Source organism: Streptomyces sp. NPDC049541, from assembly GCF_044465725.1.
GTDB lineage: Bacteria > Actinomycetota > Actinomycetes > Streptomycetales > Streptomycetaceae > Streptomyces.
Window position 1 is genome coordinate 1358904 of record NZ_JBITLY010000001.1, and the last position, 14881, is coordinate 1373784.

The window sequence follows — 14881 nt, forward strand, 5'->3', positions numbered from 1 at the left end:
GGCCTTTCTGTGAATGCTCGCTACGGCTGGTCGGGCCGGGTCTGTGCGTGGTCCGGGGCCACCCCGTCGGCGCCGGGGAGTCTTCACATCCGTACGCCGTCGTTCCCGGTCCCGAGTTCCCCCGCATTGAAGCGTGTTGACCTAGTCCCGACAACACCTGAGACCCAACAGCGGTGCACTCCTGGCCGAGACGCGGTCGGTGGCTCGAGCCGGTGTGCCGGCCTGGGTCACCGTGGGTGACGTTCCCGAGTCCGGGTGGCCCGCGCGGCGGCGTCGTCCACAGGCCCGCCGCACTGTCAGCCCCCGCCAGTAGGGTGTGAGACATGGCCGATCCCTCCAGCTACCGCCCCAAGCCGGGACAGATCCCGGACTCGCCAGGGGTGTACAGGTTCCGTGACGAGCACCGCCGGGTGATCTACGTCGGAAAGGCGAAGAGCCTGCGCCAACGCCTGGCGAACTACTTCCAGGACCTGGCCGGACTCCACCCCCGCACCCGCAGCATGGTCACCACGGCCGCCTCCGTGGAGTGGACCGTGGTGTCCACGGAGGTCGAGGCCCTGCAGCTGGAGTACTCCTGGATCAAGGAGTTCGACCCCCGGTTCAACGTCAAGTACCGCGACGACAAGAGCTACCCGTACCTCGCGGTGACGATGAACGAGGAGTTCCCGCGCGTCCAGGTGATGCGCGGCCACAAGCGCAAGGGCGTGCGCTACTTCGGGCCGTACGGGCACGCCTGGGCGATCCGCGACACCGTGGATCTCCTGCTGCGCGTCTTCCCGGTGCGCACCTGCTCGGCGGGTGTCTTCAAGAACGCCGCCCGCACCGGCCGCCCCTGTCTGCTCGGCTACATCGGCAAGTGCTCCGCCCCCTGCGTCGAGCGCGTCTCCGCCGAGGAACACCGCGAACTGGCCGAGGAGTTCTGCGACTTCATGGCCGGCCGCACGGGGACGTACCTGCGCCGCCTCGAGAGGCAGATGACCCAGGCGGCCGAGGAGATGGAGTACGAGCGGGCGGCCCGCCTGCGCGACGACATCGAGGCCCTGAAGAAGGCCATGGAGAAGAACGCGGTCGTGCTCGCCGACGCGACCGACGCCGACCTGATCGCGGTCGCCGAGGACGAGCTGGAGGCGGCCGTCCAGATCTTCCACGTCCGTGGCGGACGGGTGCGCGGCCAGCGCGGCTGGGTCACCGACAAGGTCGAGGAGATCACCACCGGTGCTCTCGTCGAACACGCCCTGCAGCAGCTGTACGGCGAGGAGAAGGGCGACTCCGTCCCCAAGGAGGTGCTCGTCCCGGCCCTGCCCGACCCGGTCGAGCCCGTCCAGGAGTGGCTCACCGAGCGCCGCGGCTCCGCGGTCTCGCTGCGCATCCCGCAGCGAGGCGACAAGAAGGCCCTGATGGAGACGGTGGAGCGCAACGCCCAGCAGGCGCTCGTGCTGCACAAGACCAAGCGCGCTTCCGACCTGACCACGCGCTCGCGTGCCCTGGAGGAGATCGCCGAGGCCCTCGACCTGGACAGCGCCCCTCTCCGCATCGAGTGCTACGACATCTCGCACCTCCAGGGCGACGACGTGGTGGCCTCCATGGTCGTCTTCGAGGACGGGCTGCAGCGCAAGAGCGAGTACCGCCGCTTTCAGATCAAGGGCTTCGAAGGCCAGGACGACGTCCGCTCCATGCACGAGGTGATCAACCGCCGCTTCCGGCGCTACCTCGCGGAGAAGGAGAAGACGGGGGAGTGGGCCGACGGCGAGAACACGCTCACCGAGGAGGACGGCCGCCCCAGGAAGTTCGCCTACCCGCCCCAGCTCGTCGTCGTCGACGGCGGACAGCCCCAGGTCGCGGCGGCCAAGAAGGCCCTCGACGAGCTCGGCATCGACGACGTCGCCGTGTGCGGCCTCGCCAAGCGCCTGGAGGAGGTGTGGCTGCCCGACGAGGACGACCCGGTCGTCCTGCCCCGCACCAGCGAGGGCCTGTATCTGCTGCAGCGCGTCCGCGACGAGGCCCACCGCTTCGCGATCACCTACCAGCGCACCAAGCGGGCCAAGCGCTTCAGGTCAAGCCCCCTGGACGACGTACCGGGACTCGGGGACACACGCAAGCAGGCACTGCTGAAACACTTCGGTTCGTTGAAGAAACTAAGATCCGCCACCATCGACCAGATCTGCGAGGTCCCCGGCATAGGCCGCAAGACGGCCGAGACGATCGCCGTCGCCCTCGCCCAGGCGGCCCCGGCCGCGCCCGCCGTGAACACGGCGACTGGAGAGATCATGGAGGAGGAACCCGGAACCATGGGTTCCAGCGGGCAGCCCGTAGCCATGGGCGCCCCGGACGAACGACGGGGGCAGGAGACATGAATGTGAACGAGCACGACGGGCAAGAAAGCCAGGCCGGAGACGGAGCACAGGTGAGTACGGGCAGCGACACGCCCGGGGCGGTCCCCGAGGCGGCCATCCCGGAGCTGGTGATCATCTCGGGCATGTCGGGAGCGGGCAGGTCGACCGCCGCGAAGTGTCTGGAGGACCTCGGCTGGTTCGTCGTCGACAACCTGCCGCCCGCGCTGATCCCCACCATGGTGGAGCTCGGCGCCCGCTCGCAGGGCAACGTCGCCAGGATCGCGGTCGTCGTCGACGTCCGCGGCCGCCGCTTCTTCGACAACCTCCGCGAGTCCCTCGCCGACCTGGAGGCCAAGCACGTCACTCGGCGGATCGTGTTCCTCGAGTCCTCCGACGACGCCCTGGTGCGCCGCTTCGAGTCGGTGCGCCGCCCGCACCCCCTGCAGGGCGACGGCCGCATCGTCGACGGCATCGCCGCCGAGCGCGAGCTGCTGCGCGAGCTGCGCGGCGACGCCGACCTGGTGATCGACACCTCCAGCCTGAACGTGCACGAGCTGCGCGCCAAGATGGACGCCCAGTTCGCCGGCGAGGAGGAGCCCGAGCTGCGGGCCACCGTCATGTCCTTCGGCTTCAAGTACGGTCTCCCGGTCGACGCCGACCTGGTCGCGGACATGCGCTTCCTGCCCAACCCGCACTGGGTCCCGGAGCTGCGCCCCTTCACCGGCCTGAACGACGAGGTCGCCGCGTACGTCTTCAACCAGCCCGGCGCCAAGGAGTTCCTCGACCGCTACGCCGAGCTGCTCCGTCTCATCGCGGCCGGCTACCGCCGCGAGGGCAAGCGGTACGTGACCATCGCCATCGGTTGCACGGGCGGCAAGCACCGCTCGGTGGCCATGTCGGAGAAGCTCGCCGCACGACTTGCGGCCGAGGGCGTGGAGACGGTGGTCGTGCACCGGGACATGGGACGCGAATGACGGAGCGTTCTTTGCGGCTGAGCAGGCTGCGCCGGGTCGTGCCCGAGTCCCGCGCGGGCCGGCCCGTCGAAGCCCGCGGCGCCCGGCCGCGCCGCCGCGGCGCCCAGCCCAAGGTGGTCGCCCTCGGCGGCGGCATGGGCCTGTCCGCCTCGCTCGCCGCGCTGCGCCGGATCACCGGCGACCTCACCGCCGTCGTCACGGTGGCCGACGACGGCGGCTCCAGCGGGCGCCTGCGCGACGAACTGGGCGTGCTGCCGCCCGGCGACCTGCGCAAGGCGCTGGCCGCGCTGTGCGGCGACGACGACTGGGGACAGACCTGGGCCCGCGTCATCCAGCACCGCTTCCAGTCCAAGGGCGACCTGCACGAACACGCGGTCGGCAACCTCCTGATCGTCGCCCTGTGGGAACAGCTGGGCGACCATGTCCAGGCCCTCGACCTGGTCGGCAAGCTGCTCGGCGCGCACGGGCGCGTGCTGCCCATGTCCGCCGTACCCCTGGAGCTGCAGGCCCTGGTCAAGGGGCACGACCCGGAGCGGCCCGAGGACGTCGACACCGTGCGGGGACAGGCGACCGTGGCGCTCACGCCGGGCGAGGTGCAGTCCGTGCACCTGGTGCCGCACGACCCGCCCGCCGTCCCCGAAGCCGTCGAGGCGGTCCTGGACGCCGACTGGGTCGTCCTCGGCCCCGGCTCCTGGTTCTCCTCGGTCATCCCGCACCTGCTCGTTCCCGAACTCCTGGACGCCCTCACCGAGACGAAGGCACGCCGGGTACTCTCGCTGAACCTCGCCCCGCAGCCCGGAGAAACCGAAGGCTTCTCCCCGCAGCGTCATTTGGAGGTTTTGGGACGACACGCCCCTAAACTCGCCCTGGACGTGGTGCTGGCCGACGAGGCCGCCGTGCCCGACCGCGACGTGCTCACCGAAGCCGCCAAGCGGTTCGGTGCCGCGGTCGAGCTGGCGCCGGTGGCCCGGAGGGACGGAACTCCGCGGCACGACCCGGAGCTGCTGGCCGCCGCGTACGACCGTATTTTTCGGATGCATGGAAGGATCGGCCCATGGCGATGACGGCAGCGGTGAAGGACGAGATCTCCCGGCTCCCCGTCACCCGGACCTGCTGCAGGAAGGCGGAGGTCTCCGCCATTCTGCGGTTCGCCGGCGGCCTCCACCTGGTCAGCGGGCGCATCGTGATCGAAGCGGAGCTGGACACCGCGATGGCGGCGCGGCGCCTGAAGCGGGACATCCTGGAGATCTTCGGTCACAGCTCCGAACTGATCGTGATGGCGCCGGGCGGACTGCGCCGCGGTTCGCGCTATGTCGTACGGGTCGTCGCCGGCGGTGACCAGCTGGCCCGGCAGACCGGCCTGGTCGACGGCCGGGGCCGCCCGATCCGCGGTCTGCCCCCGCAGGTGGTCTCGGGGGCCACCTGCGATGCGGAGGCCGCCTGGCGTGGCGCCTTCCTGGCGCACGGCTCGCTGACCGAGCCCGGCCGCTCCTCCTCCCTGGAGGTGACCTGCCCCGGCCCGGAGGCCGCGCTCGCCCTGGTCGGCGCCGCCCGTCGGCTGTCGATCGCCGCGAAGGCGCGCGAGGTGCGCGGGGTGGACCGCGTGGTCGTCCGTGACGGCGACGCGATCGGCGCCCTGCTCACCCGCCTCGGCGCGCACGAGTCGGTGCTGGCCTGGGAGGAGCGCCGGATGCGCCGCGAGGTGCGGGCCACGGCGAACCGTCTCGCCAACTTCGACGACGCCAACCTGCGCCGCTCCGCCCGCGCGGCCGTCGCCGCCGGCGCCCGCGTGCAGCGCGCCCTGGAGATCCTCGGCGACGAGGTGCCCGAGCACCTCGCGGCCGCCGGTCGGCTGCGCATGGAGCACAAGCAGGCCTCGCTGGAGGAGCTGGGCGCGCTCGCCGACCCGCCGCTGACCAAGGACGCCGTCGCCGGCCGTATCCGCCGACTCCTTGCGATGGCCGACAAGCGCGCCTCCGACCTCGGCATTCCGGGCACGGAGTCCAGCATCACCGAGGAGATGGCCGACAACCTGGTCGGCTGAGTCCCGCAGTCCAACACACCGGTGCCGACGCCCACTTGGGCCGTCGGCACCGGTTCTCTCTGTCTTTGAGGCGCCCTTGACTCGGCTGTGAAGTGGCATGAGCCTGGCAAGCACTTTCGTCACCGTGACGGAGGACTGCTAGGGGGGTTCATGAGACACAGAGCGAGATCGATCCTCGCTGTCGGCGCGCTCCTGCTCGGCGGAGCGAGCCTCGCACCCATCGCCCAGGCGCAGAACGGAAGTTCGCAGGGATCCGACCCCACCGAGGTCAAGGTCTACCGCGCCGACGTCACCGCCAAGCAGGTACCCCTGCTGCTGGCAGCCGGACAGGACGGCCAGGAACTCGGCGAGCAGGTCCCGGAGAAGGGCACCGCCTCGGTCGAGCTGTACCTCACCGGCCAACAGGCCCACAAGCTCGAGAAGCAGGGCGTCGCCCTGACCGAGCACACGCTTTCGGCCAGAGCCGAGAAGCGCGTGGAGGCCGCCGGCCAAGGCGTGTTCCGCCCGTACAGCGGAAGCGGCGGCCTCAAGGAGGAGATCGTCCGGACCGGGCAGGAGAACCCCGGCCTCACCAAGGTCGTCTCCATCGGCAAGACCGTCAACGGCCAGGACATCCTCGCCCTCAAACTGACCAAGGGCGCGAAGAAGTCCAAGGACGGCTCGAAGCCCTCCGTCCTCTACCTGTCCAACCAGCACGCGCGCGAGTGGATCACGCCGGAGATGACCCGCCGGCTGATGCACTATTACCTGGACCACTACAAGACGGACCCGCGCATCAAGAAGATCGTGGACTCCACCGAGCTGTGGTTCGTGATCTCTGCCAACCCCGACGGCTACGACTACACGTTCAAGGACTCCGAGACCCGCCTGTGGCGCAAGAACCTGCGGGACGTCAACGGCGACGGCGTCATATCCACCGGTGACGGCGTCGACCTCAACCGCAACTTCGCCTACAAGTGGGGCTACGACGACGAGGGTTCGTCCCCCAACCCCACCAGCGAGACCTATCGCGGCGCGAGCCCCGCCTCAGAGCCCGAGACCAGGGCGCTGGACGCCTTCGAGAAGCGCATCGGCTTCTCCTACGGCATCAACTACCACTCCGCCGCCGAACTCCTGCTCTACGGCGTCGGCTGGCAGGTGGCCACCCCCACCCCCGACGACGTGGTCTACAGAGCCCTCGCCGGCTCGCCGGACCACTCCGCGATACCCGGCTACCGCCCGCAGGTCTCCTCCGAGCTGTACACCACCAACGGCGAGGCGGACGGACACGCGGCGAACGTCAACGGCATGTCGATGTTCACCCCGGAGATGTCGACGTGCCAGACCGCGTCGAACATCGACCCCAACGACCAGTGGAAGGCGGCCGACTGCCAGTCCGTCTTCAACTTCCCGGACGACGAGAAGCTGATCCAGCAGGAGTTCGAGAAGAACATCCCGTTCGCGCTGTCGGTCGCCGAGACCGCCCCGCACCCCGACACACCGTCCTCCTCGCTCGGCCTGACCGCGGCCGACTTCACCCCGGCCACGTTCACCACCTCGTACTCGCGCGGCGCCGATCAGGAGGTCTCCGTCGTCGTACGCAAGGCCGTGCGCGACAAGGAGCTCAACTACCGCGTCAACGGCGGCCGTACGCAGGACGAGGGGCTCAAGGCCTGGAAGGGCGGCGAGACCTACGGCGGGGACGACAACCTGCACTTCGACGAGTACCGGGCCAAGGTCAGGGACGGCGCCCCGGGCGACAAGGTCGAGGTGTGGTTCACCGGAAAGTCCAGGAGCGGCAAGAAGGTCTCCAGCGAGCACTTCACCTACACCGTCGCCCAGCGGCCCAAGGCCGACACCCTCGTCGTCGCCGAGGAGGGCGCGGCCGCCACGCAGGCGCAGACGTACGTGGACGCGCTGAAGGCGAACGGCCGCAAGGCGATCGTCTGGGACGTGGCCACCCAGGGCGCACCCGACGCGCTCGGTGTGCTGAAGCACTTCAGGACCGTCGTCCACTACACCGGTGCGAGCGTCCCCGGCAACGCCACCCAGCTCCAGCTGCGCGCCTACCTCAACGAGGGCGGCAAGCTGATCGAGGCGGGCGAGCAGGCCGGCGGCAGCGTCGACCTCGGCGGGGGCACCCTGTCGAACGACTTCAGCCAGTACTACCTGGGTGCCTACTCCCGTACGTCGACCCCCGGCGCCACCGGCTTCACCGGCTCCGGCGAGCTCGACGGCTTCAGCGGGGCGCTCGGTGCCGCCGCCGGCAACCCGCTCGACAAGGCGGGCACCTACGGCGTCACCTCCGACTCGCTGCCCGCCGACAAGTACCCGCAGTTCGCCAGCGCGGGCGCGGGCCAGTTCGCCGGGACCGTCAACCCGTACGGTCCGTACGCCGGGTCCTTCATGGCGGCCGCCGTGCACACCGACGACGCATACAAGCGCCTCACCCGCACCATCGACCTCACCGGTGTCACCGCGGCCCAGCAGCCCACCCTGCGCAGCCAGTTGCTCTGGGACACCGAGCCCGGCTACGACCACGTCATCGTCGAGGCCCACACCACCGGCGCCGACGACTGGACCACCCTCCCGGAGAAGGGCGGCGCGACCCGCCAGACCGTGCCGAGCGAGTGCGGGGCGGGCTTCCTGGTGAACGAGCACCCGTGGCTCAAGCACTACCTGACCGTCGCCGACAACGACTGCACCGCGACCGGCACGAGCGGTTCCTGGAACAGCCTCACCGGTGCCTCCAACGGCTGGCAGCAGGTCAACTTCGACCTGAGCGCGTACGCCGGCGAGTCCGTCGAGGTCTCCATCAGCTACGTCACCGACCCGGGCACCGGCGGCCACGGCGTCCTCGCCGACGACGCCTCGCTCGTCATCGCCGGCACGCCGACCCAGACCGAGGGCTTCGAGACGTCGCTCGGCGCCTGGAGCGTGTCCGGACCGCCCGCGGGCAGTCCGGCCGTCCTCAAGGACTGGACGCGCACCGGAGCCCTGTTCAGGACGTACGGAGCGATCACCACCGACCGGACCGTGCTGCTGGGCTTCGGCCTGGAGCACGTCAGCGCGACCGCCGACCGCAACAGCCTCGTCAAGAAGGCGCTCGCGGCCCTGGAAGGGTGAACAGCCCGGTCAACGATGACTAGCTCTCCGTAGTCAAAAGGAGTGATCAGATCTTTCGTCCCGGGCGGTCCGTACCCCTACTGGCGGGTACGGACCGCCTGCCCATGTATGGGGCGTCTCGATGTCACTCCGGGGCCCTCAGGGAGGTAGGGTCGGGGGTGGTCGGGGACATCCCAAACAGAGCTCGCCGGCACCGCATGGCCGGCGTACCAACGAGGAGATCGGTTCGTGACGATCCGCGTAGGCATCAACGGCTTCGGTCGTATCGGTCGCAACTACTTCCGCGCACTGCTGGAGCAGGGTGCAGACATCGAGATCGTGGCTGTCAACGACCTGGGTGACACCGCGACCACCGCCCACCTGCTCAAGTACGACACCATCCTGGGCCGCCTCAAGGCCGAGGTGTCGCACACCGCCGACACGATCACCGTCGACGGGCACACCATCAAGGTCCTTTCCGAGCGCAACCCCGCCGACATCCCGTGGGGTGAGCTCGGCGTCGACATCGTGGTCGAGTCGACGGGCATCTTCACGAAGAAGGCCGACGCCGAGAAGCACATCGCCGGCGGCGCCAAGAAGGTCCTCATCTCGGCTCCGGCCAAGGACGAGGACATCACCATCGTGATGGGTGTCAACCAGGACAAGTACGACGCGGCCAACCATCACGTCATCTCCAACGCCTCCTGCACCACCAACTGTGTGGCGCCGATGGCGAAGGTCCTCGACGAGAACTTCGGCATCGTCAAGGGCCTGATGACGACGGTCCACGCGTACACCAACGACCAGCGCATCCTGGACTTCCCGCACTCGGACCTGCGCCGCGCCCGCGCCGCCGCCGAGAACATCATCCCGACCACCACCGGTGCCGCCAAGGCCACCGCCCTGGTCCTGCCGCAGCTCAAGGGCAAGCTGGACGGCATCGCCATGCGCGTCCCGGTCCCCACCGGCTCGGCCACCGACCTGGTCGTGACGCTGCAGCGCGAGGTCACCAAGGACGAGGTCAACGCCGCGTTCAAGAAGGCCTCCGAGGACGGCGACCTCAAGGGCTACCTGTCGTACACCGAGGACCCGATTGTCTCCTCGGACATCGTCAGCGACCCGGCCTCCTGCACCTTCGACTCCTCCCTGACCATGGTCCAGGAGGGCAACTCGGTGAAGATCCTCGGCTGGTACGACAACGAGTGGGGCTACTCCAACCGCCTCGTCGACCTCACGGTCTTCGTCGGCAACCAGCTCTGATCTGATCCACAGAGCAGGCACCTCGATGTGAACGCAGGGCTCGGGCAGCGCAGGGACGCGCCGCCCGGGCCCTGACTCACGTACGGATCAGCTCTCGTACGATCAGAGCAGCCCTCACCAGGAGTCCTCAACATGAAGACGATCGACGAACTTCTCGCCGACGGCGTGGACGGCAAGCGGGTCTTCGTCCGCGCCGACCTCAACGTGCCGCTCGCCGACGGCCTCATCACCGACGACGGCCGCATCCGCGCCGTCCTGCCCACCGTCAAGGCCCTCGCGGACGCGGGCGCCAAGGTGGTCGTGGCCTCACACCTCGGCCGCCCCAAGGGCGCGCCGGACCCGGCCTTCTCCCTGCTTCCGGCCGCCGAGCGGCTCGGCGAACTGCTGGGCGCCCCCGTGGCCTTCGCCCAGGACACCGTCGGCCCCGCCGCGCACGCGGCCGTCGACGGCCTCGAGCCGGGCCAGGTCGCGGTCATCGAGAACCTGCGCTTCAACGCGGGCGAGACCTCCAAGGACGACGCCGAGCGCGGCGAGTTCGCGGATCAGCTGGCCGCCCTCGCGGACGTGTACGTCGGCGACGGCTTCGGCGCGGTGCACCGCAAGCACGCCTCGGTCTTCGACCTCCCGGCGCGTCTGCCGCACGCCGCCGGCTACCTCATCGCGAACGAGGTCGCCGTACTGAAGAAGCTCACCGAAGACGTGCAGCGGCCGTACGTCGTCGCCCTCGGCGGCGCCAAGGTCTCCGACAAGCTCGCCGTCATCGACCAGCTGCTCGGCAAGGCCGACCGTCTGCTCATCGGCGGCGGCATGGCGTACACCTTCCTCAAGGCCAAGGGCTACGAGATCGGCAAGTCGCTGCTGCAGGAGGACCAGATCCCGGCGGTCCTCGAGTACATCGAGCGCGCCGAGAAGACCGGCGTCGAGCTGGTGCTGCCCGTCGACACCCTGGTCTCCACGGACTTCCCGGACCTGAAGACCAAGGCGCCGGCCAACCCCACCACCGTCGCCGCGGACGCCATCCCGGCCGACCAGGAGGGCCTGGACATCGGTCCTCAGACCCGCAAGCTGTACGCCTCGAAGATCGCCGACGCCGCCACCGTCTTCTGGAACGGCCCGATGGGCGTCTTCGAGCACCCCGATTTCGCCGAGGGCACCAAGGCGGTCGCCCAGGCCCTCCTCGACTCCCCGGCCTTCACGGTCGTCGGCGGCGGTGACTCCGCCGCGGCCGTGCGCCTCCTGGGCTTCGACGAGAACGCATTCGGCCACATCTCGACCGGCGGCGGCGCCTCCCTCGAATACCTCGAGGGCAAGACGCTCCCCGGCCTCGCCGCACTGGAGGACTGACCTCAATGGCTCCATCTATTTCTTCTGGGCGCACGCCGCTGATGGCGGGCAACTGGAAGATGAACCTCAACCACCTCGAGGCCATCGCCCACGTCCAGAAGCTCGCCTTCGCCCTCGCGGACAAGGACTACGAGGCCGTGGAGGTCGCCGTCCTGCCGCCCTTCACCGACCTGCGCTCCGTGCAGACCCTGGTCGACGGCGACAAGCTCAAGATCAAGTACGGTGCCCAGGACCTGTCGGCCCACGACTCCGGCGCCTACACCGGCGAGATCTCCGGCTCGATGCTGGCCAAGCTGAAGTGCACGTACGTGGCGATCGGCCACTCCGAGCGCCGCCAGTACCACAACGAGACCGACGAGCTGGTCAACGCCAAGGTCAAGGCCGCCTACAAGCACGGCCTGACCCCGATCCTGTGCGTCGGCGAGGAGCTGGAGGTCCGCGAGGCGGGCAACCACGTCTCCCACACGCTCACCCAGGTCGAGGGCGGTCTGAAGGACATCGTGGCCGAGCAGGCCGAGTCCCTCGTGATCGCCTACGAGCCCGTCTGGGCCATCGGCACCGGCAAGGTCTGCGGCGCCGAGGACGCCCAGGAGGTCTGCGCCGCCATCCGCGCCAAGATCGCCGAGCTGTACACGCACGACGTCGCCGGCATGATCCGCATCCAGTACGGTGGCTCGGTCAAGTCCGGCAACGTCGCCGAGATCATGGCCCAGCCCGACATCGACGGCGCCCTGGTCGGCGGCGCCTCGCTGGACGCGGACGAGTTCGTCAAGATCGTGCGCTTCCGCGACCAGTGACACGAGCTGGGAGTATGCGCTAGCGGCGATACGTCGTACCCTTGCGGGGGCACAGCCTGGCTGCTGTGCCCCCGTCGTCCATCCGAATCCGAGGAAGTTGGTCCAGCCGTGGTTTTGGGGTTCTCGATCGCCCTGATCGTCTTCAGCCTGCTGCTGATGCTGCTGGTGCTGATGCACAAGGGGAAGGGCGGCGGCCTCTCCGACATGTTCGGTGGCGGCATGCAGTCGTCCGTCGGCGGCTCCTCGGTCGCCGAGCGCAACCTCGACCGGATCACCGTGGTGATCGGTCTGCTCTGGTTCGCGTGCATTGTCGTACTCGGCATCCTCATGAAGTCGAACAGCTGAGCAGCGACGCACACAGCACGTACATTCCGCACGTAAGGCCCCATGTTCGGTACGCGCAGCTGAGCGCGGCCTATCATGGGGCTTGCGTCTAGGTGTGGGGGGTGTAACTCCAATCACTGGACGCGCGTTGGGCCTTACGTAGACTGAGGCGCTCGCAACGAAGCGAAACGCCGACTCGCTTCGCGGCACCATCACGCAGGGAGTTACGACCGTGGCAAGTGGCAACGCGATCCGAGGAAGCCGGGTCGGGGCGGGGCCGATGGGCGAGGCCGAGCGCGGCGAGTCCGCGCCGCGTCTGCGCATCTCCTTCTGGTGCTCGAACGGGCACGAGACGCAGCCCAGTTTCGCCAGCGACGCGCAGGTTCCCGAGACCTGGGACTGCCCGCGCTGCGGCTTCCCCGCCGGACAGGACCGGGACAACCCGCCGGACCCGCCGCGCACCGAGCCCTACAAGACGCACCTCGCGTACGTCAGGGAGCGGCGCAGTGACGCGGACGGCGAGGCGATCCTCGCCGAGGCGCTCGCCAAACTGCGGGGCGAGATCTAGGAGTTGAGAGCCGGCCGGGCACCGAGGGGTGCCTGGCCGGAGCTTTTTCGTACCCGGCCCCCGGCCGCCTGAGGGCCGATTGTCAGTGGCGCCCTCTACGGTTTGTGCATCGACAGACCGTGAGGGGGAGTTGTGGCGACGGTCGAGGAGGCGGGCAGTCCTGCGCCCGCGTGGCGTGGGGGGTTCGGGTGGCTGTGGACGGCCGCGGTGGTGTCCCGGTTCGGAGACGCGCTGCGGGGTGCGGCGCTGCCCCTGCTCGCCGCCGCCTTCTTCGTCCTTTCGGTCCTCGCCCTGATACCTGCCCGCGAGCCGGACGTACCTGTGGTTGCGCCGCACGGCGACGCCACGACGGCTCATGCCACGCGCTGATCAACTAGGTTGGGACCGGCAGCGGGGCAAGGCAGGAAAGAAGGCTGAAGTCCGAAATGAACGCAGACGTCCGTAACAGGCTCAACCAGACGCCCGAGTGGACCGCGCTGGCCAAGCACCATGAGGAGCTCGGCGAAGTGCGGCTGCGGGACCTGTTCGCCGCCGATCCGGGACGCGGCGCCGGGTACACGCTCCAGGTCGGCGACCTGTACATCGACTACTCCAAGCACCTCGTCACCGACGAGACCCTGCGGCTGCTGCGGGAGCTGGCCGCCGCCACCGACGTCTTCGGCCTGCGGGACGCCATGTTCCGCGGCGAGAAGATCAACACGACCGAGAACCGCGCCGTGCTGCACACCGCGCTGCGCGCCCCGCGTGACGCGGTGATCGAGGTCGACGGGGAGAACGTCGTCCCGGGTGTGCACGCGGTGCTCGACAAGATGGCCGACTTCGCCGAGCGGGTCCGCTCCGGCGCCTGGACGGGCCACACCGGCAAGCGCATCAAGAACGTCGTCAACATCGGTATCGGCGGCTCCGACCTGGGCCCGGCGATGGCGTACGAGGTGCTGCGCAGCTTCACCGACCGCGACCTCACGGTCCGCTTCGTGTCGAACGTCGACGGCGCCGACCTGCACGAGGCCACCCGTGACCTGGACGCGGCGGAGACGCTGTTCGTCATCGCCTCCAAGACCTTCACCACCATCGAGACGATCACGAACGCGACCTCGGCGCGGGAGTGGCTGCTCGGCGAGCTGAAGGCGGGCCAGGAGGCCGTCGCCCGGCACTTCGTGGCGCTGTCGACGAACGCCCAGAAGGTGTCGGAGTTCGGCATCGACACGGCGAACATGTTCGAGTTCTGGGACTGGGTCGGCGGCCGGTACTCGTACGACTCGGCGATCGGGCTGGCGCTGATGATCGCCATCGGGCCGGATCGTTTCCGGGAGATGCTCGACGGGTTCCGGCTGGTGGACGACCACTTCAGGTCGGCGCCTGCGGAGTCCAACGTGCCGTTGCTGCTGGGTCTGTTGGGTATCTGGTACGGCAACTTCCATGACGCCCAGTCGCATGCGGTGCTGCCGTACAGCCACTACCTCTCCAAGTTCACCGCCTATCTGCAGCAGCTGGACATGGAGTCCAACGGCAAGTACGTGGGCCGGGACGGGCGGGAGGTGGACTGGCAGACGGGGCCGGTGGTGTGGGGCACGCCGGGCACCAACGGGCAGCATGCGTACTACCAGCTCATCCATCAGGGCACGAAGCTGATCCCGGCGGACTTCATCGGGTTCGCCGAGCCGGTGGCCGAGCTGAGCGAGGGGCTCAAGGCGCAGCACGACCTGCTGATGGCGAACTTCTTCGCGCAGACGCAGGCCCTCGCCTTCGGCAAGACACCGGACGAGGTGCGGGCCGAGGGGGTGCCGGAGGAGCTGGTGGCGCACAAGACGTTCAAGGGCAATCACCCGACGACGACGATCCTCGCGCGCGAGCTGACGCCGTCCGTGCTGGGCCAGTTGGTCGCGCTGTACGAGCACAAGGTGTTCGTGCAGGGTGCGCTGTGGAACATCGACTCCTTCGACCAGTGGGGCGTCGAGCTCGGCAAGGTGCTGGCCAAGCGGGTCGAGCCCGCACTCACCGAGGGGGCCGAGGTGGCGGGCCTGGACGAGTCCAGCAAGGCGCTGGTCGCCAAGTACCGGGAGCTGCGGGGCCGGGCGTAACACCGCCGCGATGGCCGGGGGAAGCGAGCGGTGCGTGACCGTCCGCTTCCCCTCGCCGCACAACTGGCAGGA

11 protein-coding genes and 1 pseudogene are annotated in these 14881 nt (G+C 69.3%); all 12 read left to right on the forward strand.

Going from position 1 to position 14881, the window contains the following annotated elements:
- Window positions 1-323 precede the first annotated feature (323 nt).
- A complete protein-coding gene (gene uvrC, locus ACIBW9_RS06235; RefSeq protein ID WP_398951676.1) occupies window positions 324-2354 on the forward strand; it encodes an excinuclease ABC subunit UvrC in 2031 nt (676 codons plus the stop codon).
- The gene (gene rapZ / locus ACIBW9_RS06240) at window positions 2351-3307 is read left to right on the forward strand and encodes an RNase adapter RapZ (protein ID WP_398951678.1); all 957 of its coding nucleotides are present in this window, start codon (window positions 2351-2353) and stop codon (window positions 3305-3307) included. Before uvrC ends, rapZ begins: the two co-directional genes overlap by 4 nt.
- The gene (gene yvcK / locus ACIBW9_RS06245) at window positions 3304-4371 is read left to right on the forward strand and encodes a uridine diphosphate-N-acetylglucosamine-binding protein YvcK (RefSeq protein ID WP_115908826.1); all 1068 of its coding nucleotides are present in this window, start codon (window positions 3304-3306) and stop codon (window positions 4369-4371) included. Before rapZ ends, yvcK begins: the two co-directional genes overlap by 4 nt.
- The gene (gene whiA, locus ACIBW9_RS06250) at window positions 4362-5351 is read left to right on the forward strand and encodes a DNA-binding protein WhiA (protein WP_030933313.1); all 990 of its coding nucleotides are present in this window, start codon (window positions 4362-4364) and stop codon (window positions 5349-5351) included. The genes yvcK and whiA overlap by 10 nt, the downstream gene beginning before the upstream one ends.
- A gap of 150 nt (window positions 5352-5501) precedes the next feature.
- Complete coding sequence (locus ACIBW9_RS06255) at window positions 5502-8456, forward strand: M14 family zinc carboxypeptidase (RefSeq protein ID WP_398951682.1); 2955 nt, start codon at window positions 5502-5504, stop codon at window positions 8454-8456.
- 228 nt (window positions 8457-8684) lie between these two features.
- The gene (gene gap / locus ACIBW9_RS06260; RefSeq protein ID WP_057618359.1) at window positions 8685-9695 is read left to right on the forward strand and encodes a type I glyceraldehyde-3-phosphate dehydrogenase; all 1011 of its coding nucleotides are present in this window, start codon (window positions 8685-8687) and stop codon (window positions 9693-9695) included.
- 132 nt (window positions 9696-9827) lie between these two features.
- The gene (locus tag ACIBW9_RS06265; RefSeq protein WP_398951685.1) at window positions 9828-11039 is read left to right on the forward strand and encodes a phosphoglycerate kinase; all 1212 of its coding nucleotides are present in this window, start codon (window positions 9828-9830) and stop codon (window positions 11037-11039) included.
- A 41-nt stretch (window positions 11040-11080) separates the two neighbouring features.
- Entirely contained in the window at window positions 11081-11836 is a 756-nt protein-coding gene (gene tpiA / locus ACIBW9_RS06270) for a triose-phosphate isomerase (RefSeq protein ID WP_398952131.1), read from the forward strand.
- A 108-nt stretch (window positions 11837-11944) separates the two neighbouring features.
- Window positions 11945-12181 carry a preprotein translocase subunit SecG gene (gene secG / locus ACIBW9_RS06275; RefSeq protein WP_110627372.1) on the forward strand — a complete coding sequence of 79 codons (237 nt, stop codon included), beginning with the start codon at window positions 11945-11947 and terminating at the stop codon, window positions 12179-12181.
- 211 nt (window positions 12182-12392) lie between these two features.
- Entirely contained in the window at window positions 12393-12728 is a 336-nt protein-coding gene (locus ACIBW9_RS06280; protein WP_003976875.1) for an RNA polymerase-binding protein RbpA, read from the forward strand.
- 132 nt (window positions 12729-12860) lie between these two features.
- Window positions 12861-12989, forward strand: a pseudogene (locus ACIBW9_RS06285) (MFS transporter); the annotation flags it as partial.
- Between the two features lie 164 nt (window positions 12990-13153).
- Window positions 13154-14809 carry a glucose-6-phosphate isomerase gene (gene pgi, locus ACIBW9_RS06290; protein WP_398951688.1) on the forward strand — a complete coding sequence of 552 codons (1656 nt, stop codon included), beginning with the start codon at window positions 13154-13156 and terminating at the stop codon, window positions 14807-14809.
- Window positions 14810-14881: the final 72 nt, after the last annotated feature.